This window comes from Leptotrichia hongkongensis, from assembly GCF_041538065.1.
Classification (GTDB): Bacteria; Fusobacteriota; Fusobacteriia; order Fusobacteriales; family Leptotrichiaceae; genus Leptotrichia; species Leptotrichia hongkongensis.
On the sequence record NZ_JBGORW010000001.1, the window covers coordinates 76,224 to 92,165 of the forward strand.

The 15,942-nt window shown below is 28.4% G+C and carries 14 protein-coding genes, 1 tRNA gene and 1 CRISPR repeat array (1 of these 16 cut by a window edge); of the genes, 14 read left to right on the forward strand and 1 reads right to left on the reverse strand.

The window, feature by feature from the left end; genetic code table 11:
• Positions 1 to 222: a CRISPR direct-repeat array (repeat unit 36 nt; unit sequence GATATAGACTACCCCAATATCGAAGGGGACTAAAAC) (it extends 286 nt beyond the left edge of the window).
• A gap of 121 nt (positions 223 to 343) precedes the next feature.
• The 12 genes from ACEG17_RS00350 (at position 344) to purD (ending at position 12,593) form a co-directional block, all read left to right on the forward strand.
• A complete protein-coding gene (locus ACEG17_RS00350) occupies positions 344 to 529 on the forward strand; it encodes an excalibur calcium-binding domain-containing protein (RefSeq protein WP_315289083.1) in 186 nt (61 codons plus the stop codon).
• Positions 530 to 767: 238 nt separating this feature from the next.
• Positions 768 to 844 (forward strand) — tRNA-Lys (locus ACEG17_RS00355).
• Positions 845 to 1,145: 301 nt separating this feature from the next.
• Positions 1,146 to 2,678 (forward strand): DKNYY domain-containing protein, encoded by a 1,533-nt coding sequence (locus tag ACEG17_RS00360; RefSeq protein ID WP_372582119.1) that lies wholly within the window; start codon positions 1,146 to 1,148, stop codon positions 2,676 to 2,678.
• Between the two features lie 152 nt (positions 2,679 to 2,830).
• On the forward strand, positions 2,831 to 4,204 hold the full coding sequence (locus tag ACEG17_RS00365; protein ID WP_372582120.1) for a cation:dicarboxylate symporter family transporter: 1,374 nt from the start codon (positions 2,831 to 2,833) through the stop codon (positions 4,202 to 4,204).
• Positions 4,205 to 4,441: 237 nt separating this feature from the next.
• On the forward strand, positions 4,442 to 4,681 hold the full coding sequence (locus ACEG17_RS00370; RefSeq protein WP_372582121.1) for a type II toxin-antitoxin system Phd/YefM family antitoxin: 240 nt from the start codon (positions 4,442 to 4,444) through the stop codon (positions 4,679 to 4,681).
• The gene (locus ACEG17_RS00375) at positions 4,675 to 4,950 is read left to right on the forward strand and encodes a Txe/YoeB family addiction module toxin (RefSeq protein WP_372582122.1); all 276 of its coding nucleotides are present in this window, start codon (positions 4,675 to 4,677) and stop codon (positions 4,948 to 4,950) included. The genes ACEG17_RS00370 and ACEG17_RS00375 overlap by 7 nt, the downstream gene beginning before the upstream one ends.
• Positions 4,951 to 5,061: 111 nt before the next feature.
• Positions 5,062 to 6,216, forward strand: a complete 1,155-nt coding sequence (locus tag ACEG17_RS00380) for a tetratricopeptide repeat protein (RefSeq protein ID WP_372582123.1) — start codon at positions 5,062 to 5,064, stop codon at positions 6,214 to 6,216.
• Positions 6,217 to 6,239: 23 nt separating this feature from the next.
• The gene (locus ACEG17_RS00385; RefSeq protein ID WP_372582124.1) at positions 6,240 to 7,349 is read left to right on the forward strand and encodes a tetratricopeptide repeat protein; all 1,110 of its coding nucleotides are present in this window, start codon (positions 6,240 to 6,242) and stop codon (positions 7,347 to 7,349) included.
• Positions 7,350 to 7,357: 8 nt separating this feature from the next.
• A complete protein-coding gene (locus tag ACEG17_RS00390; RefSeq protein WP_372582125.1) occupies positions 7,358 to 8,476 on the forward strand; it encodes a tetratricopeptide repeat protein in 1,119 nt (372 codons plus the stop codon).
• Positions 8,477 to 8,729: 253 nt separating this feature from the next.
• The gene (locus tag ACEG17_RS00395; RefSeq protein ID WP_372582126.1) at positions 8,730 to 9,986 is read left to right on the forward strand and encodes a GntP family permease; all 1,257 of its coding nucleotides are present in this window, start codon (positions 8,730 to 8,732) and stop codon (positions 9,984 to 9,986) included.
• A 14-nt stretch (positions 9,987 to 10,000) separates the two neighbouring features.
• Positions 10,001 to 11,137 (forward strand): glycerate kinase, encoded by a 1,137-nt coding sequence (locus tag ACEG17_RS00400; protein ID WP_372582127.1) that lies wholly within the window; start codon positions 10,001 to 10,003, stop codon positions 11,135 to 11,137.
• Positions 11,138 to 11,327: 190 nt separating this feature from the next.
• A complete protein-coding gene (purD, locus tag ACEG17_RS00405; RefSeq protein WP_372582128.1) occupies positions 11,328 to 12,593 on the forward strand; it encodes a phosphoribosylamine--glycine ligase in 1,266 nt (421 codons plus the stop codon).
• Positions 12,594 to 12,654: 61 nt separating this feature from the next.
• Here the strand turns inward: purD and ACEG17_RS00410 are convergent, their stop codons facing one another.
• Positions 12,655 to 13,149, reverse strand: a complete 495-nt coding sequence (locus ACEG17_RS00410; protein ID WP_372582129.1) for a hypothetical protein — start codon at positions 13,147 to 13,149, stop codon at positions 12,655 to 12,657.
• A 568-nt stretch (positions 13,150 to 13,717) separates the two neighbouring features.
• On the opposite strand from ACEG17_RS00410, the gene ACEG17_RS00415 reads away from it, so the two are divergent.
• Positions 13,718 to 14,788 (forward strand): hypothetical protein, encoded by a 1,071-nt coding sequence (locus ACEG17_RS00415; RefSeq protein ID WP_372582130.1) that lies wholly within the window; start codon positions 13,718 to 13,720, stop codon positions 14,786 to 14,788.
• A gap of 179 nt (positions 14,789 to 14,967) precedes the next feature.
• Entirely contained in the window at positions 14,968 to 15,918 is a 951-nt protein-coding gene (gene mltG / locus ACEG17_RS00420) for an endolytic transglycosylase MltG (RefSeq protein ID WP_372582131.1), read from the forward strand.
• Positions 15,919 to 15,942: the final 24 nt, after the last annotated feature.

The following is a 15,942-nucleotide window of genomic DNA, read 5'->3' on the forward strand; positions in this document are numbered from 1 at the left end:
TATCGAAGGGGACTAAAACAATATGACATACTAAATATGGATAAATTCTTAGATATAGACTACCCCAATATCGAAGGGGACTAAAACTATTTGCCTAATCTCTTTATCCATTTCTTTTTGATATAGACTACCCCAATATCGAAGGGGACTAAAACATCTTTTTTAAACTTATCTGCACTCGCTTTTGATATAGACTACCCAAATATCGAAGGGGACTAAAACTCGTTATCTGTCTGACTACAATAGCATTGTAATATAGACTACTCCAATATCGAAAACTGAGAAAAATAGATTTTATAGGGTTAATTTTGGTTTAAAAATATAAAAAATGGAGGAAACCAAAATGAAAAAAATTTTTGTGATATTGACATTGGTATTTGTGAGTGCAAATACATTTTCAGAAACATTGAATTTTAAGAATTGTAAGGAAGCACGTGCAAAAGGATACAAAAATATAAAAAAAGGCGAGCCAGGATATGCAAAACATTTAGACAGGGATAAAGATGGTATAGCTTGTGAAAGTAAATAAATTAAATGTAGAGTTGTTTCTTGATAGAGATAACTCTTTTTTTGAAATTAACAGATGGTAGGAGTGAAATAGATAAACTATGAAAGACAAAAAATTGAAAGGAATATTTTTTTTAATATATTTTTGTAACAAATGTTTGACATCTATACATAAATATAAAAAAGAAATTAAATATTAAATTGACAAATTGAAAAAATTATGTTATTATACTTGAGGATTGTTAAATTAGTTATATAATGGGACTGTAGCTCAACTGGTCAGAGCAACCGACTCTTAATCGGTAGGTTGTGGGTTCGATCCCCACCAGTCCCACCATCATCTTCTATAAAATAAAATATTAATGTGTGATAAGAGTTTTAGGCTCTTATTTTTTTTGCTATAAATTTAGTATTAATTATCATATTTTCTAAAATTTTTTTTAAGTGATTTTATGAAAAATTCTTTAGATTTTTTGTAATACACTATACAATCTATATTATTTTAAAATTTTAAAAGACTTTAAAATAAAAAATATGGTATAATTTATTGAATAAAATATATTTGAATATAAGATTGAATAAATATAGAAAATGTTTAGTAGTGAAAAATAAAAAATTAAAGAGGAGCAATGTTTTTTATGAGAAAGAATATTTTTAAGATATTAGTAATGTTAATTTTATTAGGAAATATTGGGTTTGGAGAATATATTAAAAAGAATGGAAGAGTTTATTATAGGCAAGATGAGTTTTACTCTGATTTAGAAGAAGTGAAAAAAAGTTTTAGAGAAATAGAAAAGGAAGAAAATTTTTATAGAATACTAGATATTCAGTATTTTCCAGCAGATATGGATACTTTTCAAGATATAAACGGAGAATACGGAAAGGACAAGGATAGGATTTTTTTTGAGAAAAATGAAATACATGAAGCCGATTTAGCAAGTTTTGTGGTTGTCAAAGGAAATATATCGAAGGATAAAAATTTTGTTTACAATATGGGAGATAGAATTTATCTGAAAGATGAAAATGAGATTGATATTGAAAACGAAAATATGAGAAAAAGAATAGATCCTGCTACTTTAAAAGTATTTAATTCACCTGACAAAAATAGTGTTCGCTATATTGGAGATAAAAATGGAATTTATTATGTATTGAATGATGCTCAAAAAATAAAAGGAGCTGACTTTAAAACGTTTGAAGAACTAGGATATTCTTATGCAAAGGATAAAAATAACATCTATTTTGAAAACAGGAAAATTAAGGGAGCGGATATTTCAAGTTTTGAAGTTCTGGAAACTGGGTATGCAAAAGATAAAAATAGTTTCTATTCAGAAGGGAAAAAAGTAAAGGGTATAAGTAAAAACTTATTTAAAGCACCTAGCGAAAATTCAGTTCAAAAAGATAAAACGATTATAGGACTTTTGGAAGTTGATGACAATAATGTTTATAATATTGATGAGCCTTTAAATATAAGTCCGAAAAATTTTTCCTTAATTGGTGAGAGAAATGATTATGTAAAAAATGATAAAGGAGTATATTTTATAGATATTTACAACGTATCTAAGCCGACTGTAGTAGAAAAATTACCAGTAAATCCGAATAAGTTTAGAGTTATAAAGAAAAATTACCTAAAAGATGACAAAATTGTTTATTATAATAATAATCATGGCAATCTAAAAGTCGAAGGAGCAGATGCGGCAAGTTTTCAGGAATTGACAGAAAATTATGGAAAAGATAAAAATTATATTTATTTTGGCGAACAGAAAATTGAAAATTCAGATTCAAGTAGTGTAAAAGCAATAACTGATGTTATTTTAAAAGATAAAAAGAATGTTTATTACATTGGACAAAAATTAGAGGGAATTAATGATGCAGGGACTTTTGAAGCAATTAGCGATGTAAAAGGACTAAATGGATTTTATGCAAAAGACAAGTATAATATTTATTTTATTTCGGCTTTTGATTTTTCTGAAAAAGTGAGAAAATTGGAAGGATTGGATGTTAATAAAATAAAAGTTTTGAATGAGTATTATGTAAAAGATAGCAAAGAAGTTTATTGTCTTGGAGAAAGAATTGATTATGCGGATGCTGGAAGTTTTAAGGTAAATAATGAGTATAGTTCACAAGGAGAAGATAAAAATAGAAAATATGAGTATTGCAGAATTGTGAAATAAACTTCAATTTTTTTAAAATTAAACTTTTAATTTATAAAATTTGTTATAAAAATGATTTAATTACAAAAATATCTTGACATGAAAATAAATTAATGATAATATTTGTATATGAAAATTTTAAGAATAAATTTTAAATAAAATTAGGAGGAAAAATGACAGCGATAGTGTTTTCAAGTATATGGATAGTAATTCTGATTTTACTGTTCTTTTTATTGATTCATATAAATGTGAATTTAAAGAAAAAATTTAAGTTTTCTACAAGGATGATAATTTCTACAGTACTGGGATTTGTTGCGGGAATTGTATTTCAATCAACTTTGGGATTAGTGGGAGCGGCTGAGCATGAGGTTGTTATAAAGAATGTAACAAATGCAGCTTCGTTGGTAGGGAGAGGATTTACGAGTCTTTTAAAAATGATAGTTATTCCGTTAGTTGGGCTATCTGTTTATAATTCAATAATTAATTCTAAAAATAATGAGAATTTGAGAAAACTGACCATAAAATCAGTAGTTTATTATACAGCGACTGTGGCTATTTCGGCGATTATTGGAATTGTAGTTGCAATGACATTTAAGCTGGGAGTTGGAATGAAATTGCCTGAAGGAATGGAAGCATGGACTGGAAAAGGGGAGTATAAAGGTCTTGTTGATGTTGTAGTTTCGTTTATACCATCAAATATTTTTAAGGCTATGACAGAAACAAGTGTTATTGGAGTAGTGATATTTACAGCGTTTCTAGGATTTGCAACAAACCGAGTTGGATTAAAAAATCCTGAGAAAATAAAACCTTTGAAGGACGTAACAGAAGCATTGTTTTCAGTAATGACAAGCGTTACAATTACAATAATAAAAATAATTCCGTATGGAGTTGCGGCATTGATGTTTGATTTGACGGCTTCTTATGGGCTTGAAGTATTTAAAAACCTTGTTACATATCTGATTGTAATGTTTATTTCATTAGGACTGGTTGTAATAATGCAATCTTTAAATCTTGCAATACACGGTGTAAATCCACTAAGATATTACAAGAAAGTAACAGCACCGTTAGTTCTATCATTTACAACAACTTCAAGCATGGGAACTTTACCTGTAACAATTGAAACATTGGAAAAAGAAATAGGAGTAAGTTCACCAACAGCAAACTTTACGGCGACACTAGGGACAACAATAGGAATGAATGGTTGTGCAGGAGTATTTCCAGCAGTAATAGCAATAATGATTGCCAATATGAACGGCATTGCAATTACTCCAGTATTTCTAATAAGCCTTATAACAGTAATCGCATTAGGGTCGTTCGGTATGGCAGGAGTACCAGGAACAGCCTACATTGCAGCGACAGTCGTACTAGGTGGAATGGGATTGCCTTTTGCTCCAGTAGCTTTAGTACTGCCAATCGACTCAATAATAGATATGGGACGTACAGCAATAAATGTAAACGGTGCAATGGTAGTTTCAACTGTTGTAGACAAAGAAATGGGAACTTTTAATGAAGGAGTTTTTAAAGGGGAAAGAGTAAGCGAAGCATAATAAATTTTTTTAAATTTTAAAGCAGTAAATTTATAATTGCTTCTAAAATTTTTACCTTGTCTATGTTATTAATGAATCTGTAATTAGATAAGTAATTTAATAGATTAACAAGGATTGATTCCTGCGTGAAACAGGAGTTGATCCTTTTAATTTTTCTAAAAATAAAAATTATAAAAAATTACTTGACTTTTATGATTATGTACTGTATCATGTACATAAATAAAAGGAGTGATTTTTATGACAAATACAAATGCAACTAATTTGAGAAAAAATTTATTTTCTTATTTAGAATCAGCAATTGACTATAATGATGTTATCAATGTGAACACTAAAAAAGGAAATGCTATTATCATTAGCGAAGCTGAATACAACGGTTTATTAGAAACTCTATACTTGTTATCAGACCCATCGATGAAAGAAAAAATTGAAGCCGCAAAAAATGCTTCTGATGAAGATTACGAGGTTTTTGAATGGTAGAAGAATACAAAATTTATATTTTGAAAAAAGCTAATAAGGATAAAGAGAAAATAAAGCAATTTCCAGCATTAAAAAATAATGTGGAAAAATTAATAAATCTTATAAAGAAAAATCCCTTTCAAACACCACCGTCCTATGAGGTTTTAACTAAAGATTTGAAAGGTTATTATTCAAGAAGAATTAATAAACAGCACAGGCTAGTATATGAAGTTATAGAAGAAGAAAAAAGAATAAATATCATTAGCATGTGGACACATTATGAAATTTAAAAATAGAATAAATAAATTGTGAAAGAAGACAGGTTACAAGTAAAATTGTAGCCTTTTTTGTTTTGGTAAAAGATGTTATAATAATTTTAGAAAAATAATAGGGAGAATAAATTGGATATTGAAGTTAAATTGAATGAGAAAATGAAAAAATATATTTATAAAATATGGGAAAAAATGGGAAATGAAGATAGAACAGAATATGATGTTGCACTTGAAAATTATAGGAAATACTTGTTAAAGGAAACTGCAAAAAATCCTGAGGATGTTTCAGTCGTTTGTCAATTGGCGGGAGTTTGTTATTTGAGTAGGAAATGCGACGATATAGAAATTTTAGAAACATTTTTGAAAAGGAATTTTGATATTTTAACAGAAGATGAAAAGTTTAGAATATATGTTAATTTAGCTTATTTGTGTGAAGATATGGGATGTATGGAAGAAAAGGCTATTGATTATCTTGAAAAAGCAATAAAAATTAATTCAAATAATGCAGACATTTATTACAGACTTTCAGCTATTTGTTTTTATGCTAAAATGTATCAAAAATCTCTTGAAAATATAGAGATTGCCTGCAAAATGAGTAATGAAACAAAATATAGTTATGGATATGCACTGATTTTGATTAAAAGTAAAGAATATAAAAAAGCTGAAAAAATTTTAGACGATTTGTTAATGGAGGATTCAGACAATATTAAATATCATTTTTACAGGGTTCTTTGTGAAATTTATTTAGGAAATAAAGATACTGGAAATATAGAAAAACTTTTGGAAAAAATAAAAGAGTTTGAAATGCTGGAGAAAACAGATTATAAAAAATATTTGAATTGGTTGACATATGAAGGTTTTAACACCATTGATAATAGTAATATAAAAGATTTATATTATTTATGTGGTAATTATGAAAAATATTGTAAATATGCAGAGAATGTTAATTTTAATTTAGAAGTAAATTATATGGCACCGTATCTTTATTCTTTGAAACAATTGAATAAATTTGAGAAAATAGACAAAATATTGAAAGAAGCTGAAAAAGAGATTTTTCAAAACGTTGAAGAAATAAAGACTGATGAAGAATATCGGAAAGATACAATGGAAGAAGAGCTTTTGGAAATGATAGAAGATGAAAAACAGAGATTGGAGAATATTAATTTAGTGTCGAAAAAAATATTGAATACGGATTTTAAGCCTAAGATGGAAATATTTATGTTTTTTGAAAATGAATGTTGGTTAGTGGATTGTCCACAACATTTGATAATTGATGAGGATTGAAGAAATACGAAAGGAATAAAATTATGAAACAAACACAAAAAGAATGGGCAAGATATATTCAGGATGAAATCCAAAAAAATGATAGTTACGATAATTATAAACATGCATTTATTGAATATAAGGATTATTTAGAGAAATGTCTTTTAGAAAATCCCAAAAATGTGGAAATTATTTGTCAATTAGCAGCAGTTTATAATGAATTAAATTATCAATGGGATGATATTTATAAATTATTGAATGAATTTATTAAAAAATATGAAAATGAATTAACTGATGAGGAAAAATCACGGATTTATACTAATTTAGGTTTTTATTATGATGATCAGAGAGATGGCAGTAAGAGAGCAATTAGAACTTTGAGAAAGGCTGTGGCGTTTAATCCAAATAATTCTAAGGCTTATTATGGGCTTGGGGCAGATTATTATGGTGCTGGGAAATACGATAAGTCGGAAGAAATGTATAAAAGAGCTTGTGAGCTGGAAAATAATCCGATTTATAAGTTTGAATATCCGAATTTGCTGATGGTTAATGGAAAAAACGAAGAGGCGAAAATAATTTTGGAAGAATTAATAAAAAAAGATTTTGAATTTGAAAAAGAAGATTTTGTTAAGATAAAGTATATTTATATTGCGAATAAGGTTCAGTTGAAGGAATTTGTAAATATTGAGGCTCAAATTGATGAATTAATGTTAGAAAATATTGATAATGATTATTTTTTTGGTAGTGATTTAGAGAGTCTGTATTATTTATCTGAGAATTATAAAAAATTTGTAGAAATTTATTTAAAAATAGACGCTCAAGAGGATTGCCAAGTACCATATGAAGAACTACCAATTTATTTTTATTCATTAAAGCGATTAGATAAATTTGATAAATTAGAAAAATCTTTTGAGAAAGCATTGAAATTTAAAAATGAAGAAATAGAAGATGTTAAAAATAGTGAATTTAAAAGAGAATGGACAAAATCTGAGAAAAAAGAAGAAATTAGGGAGATAAAAAGACAAATAAAGAATTTGAAGGTAGAATATGAAAAAATATTGAAAACAGATTATAAACCAGAAGTTAAAATTTATCCCAAATTTTTATATGACTGTTTTTTGATAGATTGTCCACGACATCAGAAGTTAGATTAGGAGGAAAATTGGAAAAACAAAAAAACTTAGAAAGAAAAACGGTAAAAGAATGGATAAAATATATTCAAGAAAAAATTAGAAATAATAGTGATTACGATTCTGTTTATGAAGAGTATAAAATGTTTTTGGAAAATAAATTGAAAGAAAATCCCAAAAATGTGGAAGTTGTTTGTCAATTGGCAGCAGTTTACAATGAATTAACTTATCAATGGAAGGATATTTATAAATTATTGAATGAATTTATTAAAAAATATGAAAATGAATTGACTGATGAGGAAAAATCACGGATTTATACTAATTTAGGGTATTATTATGATGATCAGAGAGATGGTAGTAAGAGAGCAATTAGAACTTTGAGAAAGGCTGTGGCGTTTAATCCAAATAATTCTAAGGCTTATTATGGGCTTGGGGCAGATTATTATGGTGCTGGGAAATACGATAAGTCGGAAGAAATGTATAAAAGAGCTTGTGAGCTGGAAAATAATCCGATTTATAAGTTTGAATATGCGAATTTGTTGATGGTTAATGGAAAAAACGAAGAGGCGAAAATAATTTTGGAAGAATTAGTAAAAAAAGATTTTGAGTTTGGAAAAGAGGATTTTGCTAAGATAAGATATAGTTATATTGCAAATAAAATTCAATTAAGGAAATTTGAAAATATTGAGAATGAAATTAATGAATTAATGTTGGAAAATGTTGGAAATGAAGATTTTTGGGATTACATTTTTGCAGAATTGTACTATTTGGCTGGAAAATATGAGAAAAGTGAAGAGACTTATGCAAAAGTGAAAAATAGCAATTATGAAGTTGCAACTTGGTGGATTGCACCTTATTTTTATTCAATAAAGCAATTGAATCAAAAAGAGAAATTACAAAGAGAATTTGAAGAAATATTAGAAATTAAAAGTGAAGAAATAGAAGATGTAAAAAATAGTGAATTTAAAAGAGAATGGACAAAATCTGAGAAAAAAGAAGAAATTAGGAAGATAAAAAGACAAATAAAGAATTTGAAGGCAGAATATGAAAAAATATTGAAAACAGATTATAAACCAGAAGTAAAAATTTATCCAAAATTTTTATATAACTGCTTTTTGATAGATTGTCCACGACATCAGAAGTTGAAATAAGAAAAGATTTAATAAATATAAATTAAAATTTTTATAAAAATATGATATTTAGAAATTGACTTTTTGTATTTTTAAGTTATACTATAGTAAAATTAGTTTAAAGTTAAATTTAAAATTTATAAATAATTTGGGGAAATAAAGATTTATTTTGTAAATATTTAGGATTTTAGTATGATTGTTTAATAATAAATTAAGTTTGGAGGAGGTGTAATATTATCTAATTGTATAAAAATATATTTTAGGAGGTAACAAAATGATTACAGCGACAGGAGCCATGATAGGATTGGCAGTAGCGATTGTACTTATAGTAAAGAAATTTAATCCAGCGTATTCTTTGATAATAGGTTCTCTTTTAGGAGGATTGCTAGGCGGAGCAGGATTGACAGATACTGTAAGTTTTATGATTAAAGGTGCTCAAGGAATGATGCCTGCTATTTTGAGGATTGTTACAGCAGGAGTTCTTGCAGGGGTGCTTATAGAAACAGGAGCAGCTAACAAGATAGCAGAGACAATAGTTGACAAAATGGGGGAGAATAAAGCGATATTTGCATTAGTCATATCAACATTTATTTTAACAGCCGTAGGTGTATTTATAGATATTGCAGTAATTACTGTATCACCAATAGCTTTAGCTTTAGCCAAAAGAGTAAACATATCAAAAACTTCAATATTAATCGCAATGATTGGTGGAGGGAAATGTGGAAATATAATTTCTCCAAATCCAAATGCAATAGCGGCATCAGAATCATTTAATATTCCCTTAACTTCTGTCATGTTCGCAGGAATTATTCCATCGATAGTTGGGATAGTAATTACAGTAATTATTGCAAGTTCATTAACACGAAAAGGTGTTAAAATAGTTGATTCTGATATAGAAGTTGGAACTGAAATAAAAGAAAAGCCTTCTTTTGCAGCATCAATAATAGGACCACTTTTTGCAATCTTGCTGCTTGCTTTACGTCCAATTGCAAATATAGTTGTAGATCCGTTAGTTGCATTGCCAGTAGGTGGTTTAATAGGATGTATTGCTATGGGAAAAATTAAGAATATAAATGAATACTGTAAGTCAGGATTAAGCAAAATGATAATGGTAGCAATAATATTGATAGGTACAGGAACTTTAGCAGGAATAATTTCAAATTCAAATATCAAGGATATAATTACAGCATTATTAAGTTCAACAGGTGCACCTGCATTCTTATTAGCACCACTTTCAGGAATATTGATGTCTGCTGCCACAGCCTCTACAACATCAGGTACTGCTGTAGCAAGTAAGGTATTTGGTCCATCAATGATTTCGCTGGGTGTTAAGCCATTAAATGCGGCTGCAATGATTCACAGTGGAGCGACAGTTTTGGATCATTTGCCACATGGAAGTTTTTTCCATGCTACTGGTGGAGCAGTTAATATGGAAATAAAGGATAGACTTTTATTAATACCATTTGAAAGTTTGATAGGATTTGTATTGACTGTGGTTTCAACAATATTGTTTGGAATTTTTGGACTATAGATTGGGAGGTAAAAATGAAAGTAGTAATAGCACCAGATTCATTTAAGGAAAGCATGTCAGCAAAAGAAGTATGCGATTGTGCAGAAAGGGGAATTTTATCAATATTTCCAGAATGGGAAATAGTAAAAGTTCCTATGGCTGATGGTGGAGAAGGTACACTAGAATCTCTAATAGATGCAACAAATGGTAAAATCTACAATGAAGAAACCTTAAATCCGATTGGAGAAAAAATTATTTCAAGATATGGAATATTAGGAGATAAGAATATTGCTATAATTGAGATGGCTTCAACGAGCGGTATAGAACTGATACCAAAAGAAAAAAGAAATCCGTATATAACAACAACCTACGGTACAGGACAATTAATGTTAAAGGCCTTAGATCACGATGTGGAAAGAATTATTCTAGGAATAGGTGGAAGTGCTACAACAGATGGCGGATCTGGAATGCTTCAGGCCTTAGGTGCTAAATTGATGGATGAAAATGGAAGAGAAATTGGATTTGGTGGATTTGAACTAGGAAAATTAGCAAAAATAGATTTTTCAAATTTAGACGAAAGATTAAGAAAGGTAGAAATCTTGGTTGCGTGTGATGTTTCAAATCCGTTAACTGGTAAAAATGGATCAGCATACGTATTTGGTCCTCAAAAAGGTGCAACTCCTCAAATGGTGGAAGTTTTGGATAACAATCTGCTACATTATTCAAAAATTGTCAAAAGAGACTTGAATATGGAAATAAACAATGTTCCTGGTGCAGGAGCGGCTGGAGGTCTTGGTGCAGGATTGTTGACTCTAGGAGGAATATTAAAAAAAGGTGTAGAAATAGTTATTGATACTGTTGATCTTGAGGAAAAACTGAAAGATGCAGATTTGGTAATAACTGGAGAAGGTGGAATGGATAAACAGACAATTTATGGAAAAACACCTTTTGGAGTTGCAGAACTTGCTAAAAAATACAACATTCCAGTAATTGGAATAGCTGGAAACCTAGGAAATGGCTATGAAATTTTGTATGATAATGGCTTTGATGCTATATTTTCAATTATGCCTGGAGTCAGAACTCTTGAAACTGCATTAATTTCAGGAAGTGTAAATGTTGAAAACACAGTAAGAAATATTTTTGGATCATTAAAATCAATAAAAATAAAATAATATAGAAATTACCTAAACCTCTTAATATAACTCATAAAGTTAAATAACATTTAGGTTTAGGTAAAAATGATTTTCATAAAGAATTTTCAACTTTCTGCATTTAATATTACCAAAAAATGTGCTAAAATATATTCAAAAGATGCGAGAAAAAAGGTTAGTCAAAAATTTAGAAATGCTGAAGGAGGAAATGATGAAAATATTGATTGTAGGTGCTGGCGGAAGAGAGCATGCAATTGCTTGGAAACTTTCTCAAAATGAAAAGGTGGAGAAGATTTTTATAGCTCCAGGAAATGCCTGTGTAGAAATGCTGCCAAATGCTGAAAGTGTTAATTTAGGATCAATCGATGAGTATATTTCATTTTCAAAAGACAATAATGTGGAATTGACAGTCGTGGGAAGTGAAGAATTGCTTGTTCAAGGGATTGTGGATGAATTTCATAAAAATGGACTGAAAATATTTGGGCCTGATAAAAAGGCTGCGATTCTTGAAGGAAGTAAGGCTTATTCTAAGGATTTTATGAAAAAATATGGGATAAAGACAGCAGTTTATGAAATTTTTGATAATTCTGAAAAGGCGAAGGAATTTTTGAATAACTGGAAAGATTTTCCTGTGGTTATAAAGGCTAGCGGACTTGCAGCTGGAAAAGGAGTTATTATTGCTCAAAATCTAAATGAAGCTATTAAGGCTGTGGAAGATATAATGGTTGATGAGAAATTTGGAAATGCTGGAAATCAGGTTGTAATTGAAGAATTTCTCGACGGAGTAGAAGCTTCAATTTTATCATTTACAGACAGTAAAGTGATTGTACCGCTGTTGTCAGCAAAGGATCATAAAAAGATTGGAGAAGATGAAACTGGATTAAATACAGGAGGAATGGGAGTTATTAGTCCGAATCCTTTTGTTACAGACGAAATTTTTGAAAAATTTAAGTCAGATATAATGGAGCCGACTTTGAAGGGAATGCAGTCTGAAGGAATGGATTTTGAAGGAGTAATTTTCTTTGGACTTATGATTACTAAAAAAGGTGTTTACCTGCTTGAATACAATATGAGAATGGGAGATCCGGAAACACAGGCGGTATTACCGCTTCTGGAAAATGACTTGCTTGAGTTAATAGAAAAATCTTTTGAAAAAAAATTATCGGAAGTTAAAGTTGATTGGAAACCATTACATTCATGCTGCGTAGTAGCCGCTGCTGGAGGTTACCCAGAAAGTTATAAAAAAGGCGATGAAATTACAGGAGTTCTTGATTTTAATGAAACTGACGATAACAAAGTGTTTATTTGTGGAGCAAAAGTTGAAAGTGGAAAATTGTTGACTAATGGCGGAAGAGTATTAAATGTTGTAGCTCTTGGGAATACACTGGAAGAAGCACAAAAAAAAGCGTATGAACTTTTGAAAACTATAAATTTTGAAGGAATGTATTTTAGAAAAGATATTGGTGGAAGATTTTAGTAAAAAAATAAATGGTAATAAAAAAGACTGTTTTGAGTTTTGAACAGTCTTTTTTTCCTATTTATCTTCTTGGACTCCAAGTTTTGATTACTTTTGCTAATTGTTTCTGATATTCACGTTCCCCTTCCTGAGCAATGTAATAGATATTTCCGTTAGCTTCAATGTAGTACATTATTAATACACTTCCATCATCATATTCTATTGCCACTTGTTCTCCCTCATAACCATTTATGTTAACGCTGCCTTCAAAAATGTTATCTTCAGGAGTTCCTAGATTAATATATTTTTGAATGATTACTTCAGCTGCTCTTTTTGCAGTACCTCTTCCGTTAGTTGCAACAATATCTAAAGTTATAATATTTGTGTTATCTATTGATACTTGTTTGGCTGTAGGTGAAGCATCGGGATCTCCGAATTCATACCAGTTTGTAGGAACAGTTATATATCCAACTCTAGGACTTCCAAATCTTATGCTTGAACCTGAATTTCCTTTTGCAAATGTAAATACTGACATCACAACAAATAATGACAGTATAATTTTTCTTAAACTTTTCATTTTAAAACCTTCTTTCTCTTTTCATTTTTAATTAAAACAAATATTAGTTATGTTTTCTCCATTCTAAGCATTCTCCAGTAGAAACTCTTGAGACAGCACAATAACGTTTTGATTCTTCAATAGTATGACCACATAGTTTTCAATCTGCCTTTTCACTTCCTGCAAGTGCCATTAAGCTTGTACAGCTGCTAAATGATGACATTGCTAGAATAATTGTTAAAAGCTTAAACCCCTTTTTCATAATAATCATTTTCTTCCTATCTTTTATCAACGGTAATTGTTTTTCTGTAATAAAATTATATGACATTTTTTTAAAAAAATCAATATATAATTTATAAAATTACAATATTTTTTTACGGTATTCAAAAAACTGTCTTACTAAATATAGATAAAATAGTTATTTGTAAGAAAAGTATGATTAATTACAAAGAAATATTTAATTTGCAAATTAAGGAATGTATGATATAATTATTAAAAGTTATAATATTCTTGAAATAATTCTAAAATCAGAATGAAAAATATTTAAGTTTTAAGATTTTGACTATTATAATTTTAGAAATGAAAAAAGGTGAATGCTTTGGATAAAAAAAAATATAATCAATATGAAAAAATGAGACTTTATATTGCCACTTGTTTTTGGATATTCTCATTGTTAACTTTTGCTAACGAGAATAAAAGTTCTGTGAGTAAAAATAAACTTGAAGATGAGGCTGTAAAAGTTGATATTATCATTAACAAAAACAATATTAATGATTTTGAAGATGAAAATAGCGATATAGAAGAGAATAATGAAGATGGGAATCTGATATATTTAGATCAGATAGAGGATGAAGAAGAAGTAAAACAGAAAAAAATGGAAAAAGTCAATAAATTTGAACGGATTATTAGAAAAATAGATGAAAAAGTTAATCCAATTATAAAATTTCAAATTTCAAAAAGTTATGGTGTATGGTATCTGATAAAAACTGATGATAATGCAGAAAAAGAATTAAAAAATGTAAGATATGATTTTTTACAGCAAGAAAATGGATACGCTATTATTAAAAGTTATTTTGATCCTAAAACTGACAAATGGAGTGAAGAAAGATACAGAGGATGGATTAATGAAAAAAAGGGGAACGTGTATTTGAATATTGAAAAAAAATATTTTAAAAATACAAAAAATGAAATTGTATTTTTTGATAAAAATTATAGATACATGGTTGTAAGATATAACAACGGTACTACAAAAGTATTTTCACGTTACCCAAATAACGAAAAAATTTCACTTGAGGATAAAGAATTAGGTGAATTTGAAAAAATTGTTGGAAATAATAACAATCTAAAAAATGTTTTTTATGACGTAAAAATAAAAAATATTAGGGAAATTGAAAATGAAAGAAAAAAAGCTGAATTGAAGAATAGAACAGATGAATTAGAAAAGCAATTAAGCGAAAATCCTGCGAGTGTATTTCAAATTGACACAATTGGTGCCAAAAAAGAGCTTGAAAGAAGAAAGAAAAAAGAAAATACACTTAAACTTGAAACAAAAAATGGTCCTAAAAACGTAGAAGTTATAGAAATAAATGATAAAGATTTAAAAAATGAAACTAACACAAAAAATAACAGTAATGACACAGAAACAAATAAGAGGCATTAATTATAATAAATAATTATCAAGCTTTACTGTATACTATTTGATAAACTTAAAATTTATACATTGTTTTAAAATCATACTTTAAAATTATTTCAGTAAAATATTTTACTTAAAATATAAGTTTTAAAAAATATAAAAAATTTCAATTTAATTATATAAAAAACAAATATTTAGGAGAAAAAATGAAAAATACACTAAAAATTGTCTATACAATATTATTTTTAATATTGTTTATGTGCTTAACACTTTTTTATAATTTCTTTTTTGCTAAAAGAGAATATAAAAATGTTAATATAAATATAAAAAAAGGAACAAATTTCGCACAGATATACAAAGATTTAAAGTTAAAATATGGAATTGTAGATAAAATATATTTAAAGTTAAATGGTGGAAATATAAAATTAAAAGTAGGAACTTATAAATTTAATGGAAAATTCTCAAAATATGAAATTATAAAAAAAATTAAGAGCAGTGAAACTAATGGAGTTAGATTGACAATACCTGAAGGATTTACTTCAAAGCAAGTGTTTGCAAGGATGGAAGCATTAGAACTTGGGAATAGAGAAGAAATAAACAAAGTCCTTAGTGAAATGGACTTTCCATATCCACATGAAAATAATAATTTTGAAGGTTATTTTTATCCTGAAACTTATATTTTTTCTGAAAATGTTACAACGAAACAGGTTATTCAAACTATTTTAGGTGAATTTTTGAAAAAATTTCCACCTGAAAAATATCCTGATAAACAAAAGTTTTATGATAATTTAAAAATGGCTTCAATAGTGGAAGCGGAAGTGCCTGATGCTGTAGATAAGCCAAAAGTTGCGGGAATATTTTTGAAAAGATTGGAAATTGGAATGAAATTGGAATCAGATGCAACTTTGAAATATGAACTGGGAAGACAAGCATCAAGAAATGAGTTAAAATCTCAAAATACACCATATAATTCATATAAAGTTAAAGGGTTGCCACCAACGCCAATTGGAAATCCACCAATAGAAACTTTTAAGGCAGTTTTAAATGCAGAAAAGACAGATAATTTATTTTTCTTCACATATAAAGGAAAAACATATTATTCAAAAACACATGAGGAACATTTAAAAAAACGTCGTGAAAGCGGACAGTTAAAATAAACCTGAAAATCAAGATTAGGAATA

Excerpts from the sequence above, each read along its gene's own strand:
- ACEG17_RS00350 (WP_315289083.1), top strand. The coding sequence starts at position 344 with ATGAAAAAAATTTTTGTGATATTGACATTGGTATTTGTGAGTGCAAAT.
- ACEG17_RS00360 (WP_372582119.1), top strand. The coding sequence starts at position 1,146 with ATGAGAAAGAATATTTTTAAGATATTAGTAATGTTAATTTTATTAGGA.
- ACEG17_RS00365 (WP_372582120.1), top strand. The coding sequence starts at position 2,831 with ATGACAGCGATAGTGTTTTCAAGTATATGGATAGTAATTCTGATTTTA.
- ACEG17_RS00370 (WP_372582121.1), top strand. The coding sequence starts at position 4,442 with ATGACAAATACAAATGCAACTAATTTGAGAAAAAATTTATTTTCTTAT.
- ACEG17_RS00375 (WP_372582122.1), top strand. The coding sequence starts at position 4,675 with ATGGTAGAAGAATACAAAATTTATATTTTGAAAAAAGCTAATAAGGAT.
- ACEG17_RS00385 (WP_372582124.1), top strand. The coding sequence starts at position 6,240 with ATGAAACAAACACAAAAAGAATGGGCAAGATATATTCAGGATGAAATC.
- ACEG17_RS00395 (WP_372582126.1), top strand. The coding sequence starts at position 8,730 with ATGATTACAGCGACAGGAGCCATGATAGGATTGGCAGTAGCGATTGTA.
- ACEG17_RS00400 (WP_372582127.1), top strand. The coding sequence starts at position 10,001 with ATGAAAGTAGTAATAGCACCAGATTCATTTAAGGAAAGCATGTCAGCA.
- purD (WP_372582128.1), top strand. The coding sequence starts at position 11,328 with ATGAAAATATTGATTGTAGGTGCTGGCGGAAGAGAGCATGCAATTGCT.
- ACEG17_RS00410 (WP_372582129.1), bottom strand. The coding sequence starts at position 13,149 with ATGAAAAGTTTAAGAAAAATTATACTGTCATTATTTGTTGTGATGTCA.
- mltG (WP_372582131.1), top strand. The coding sequence starts at position 14,968 with ATGAAAAATACACTAAAAATTGTCTATACAATATTATTTTTAATATTG.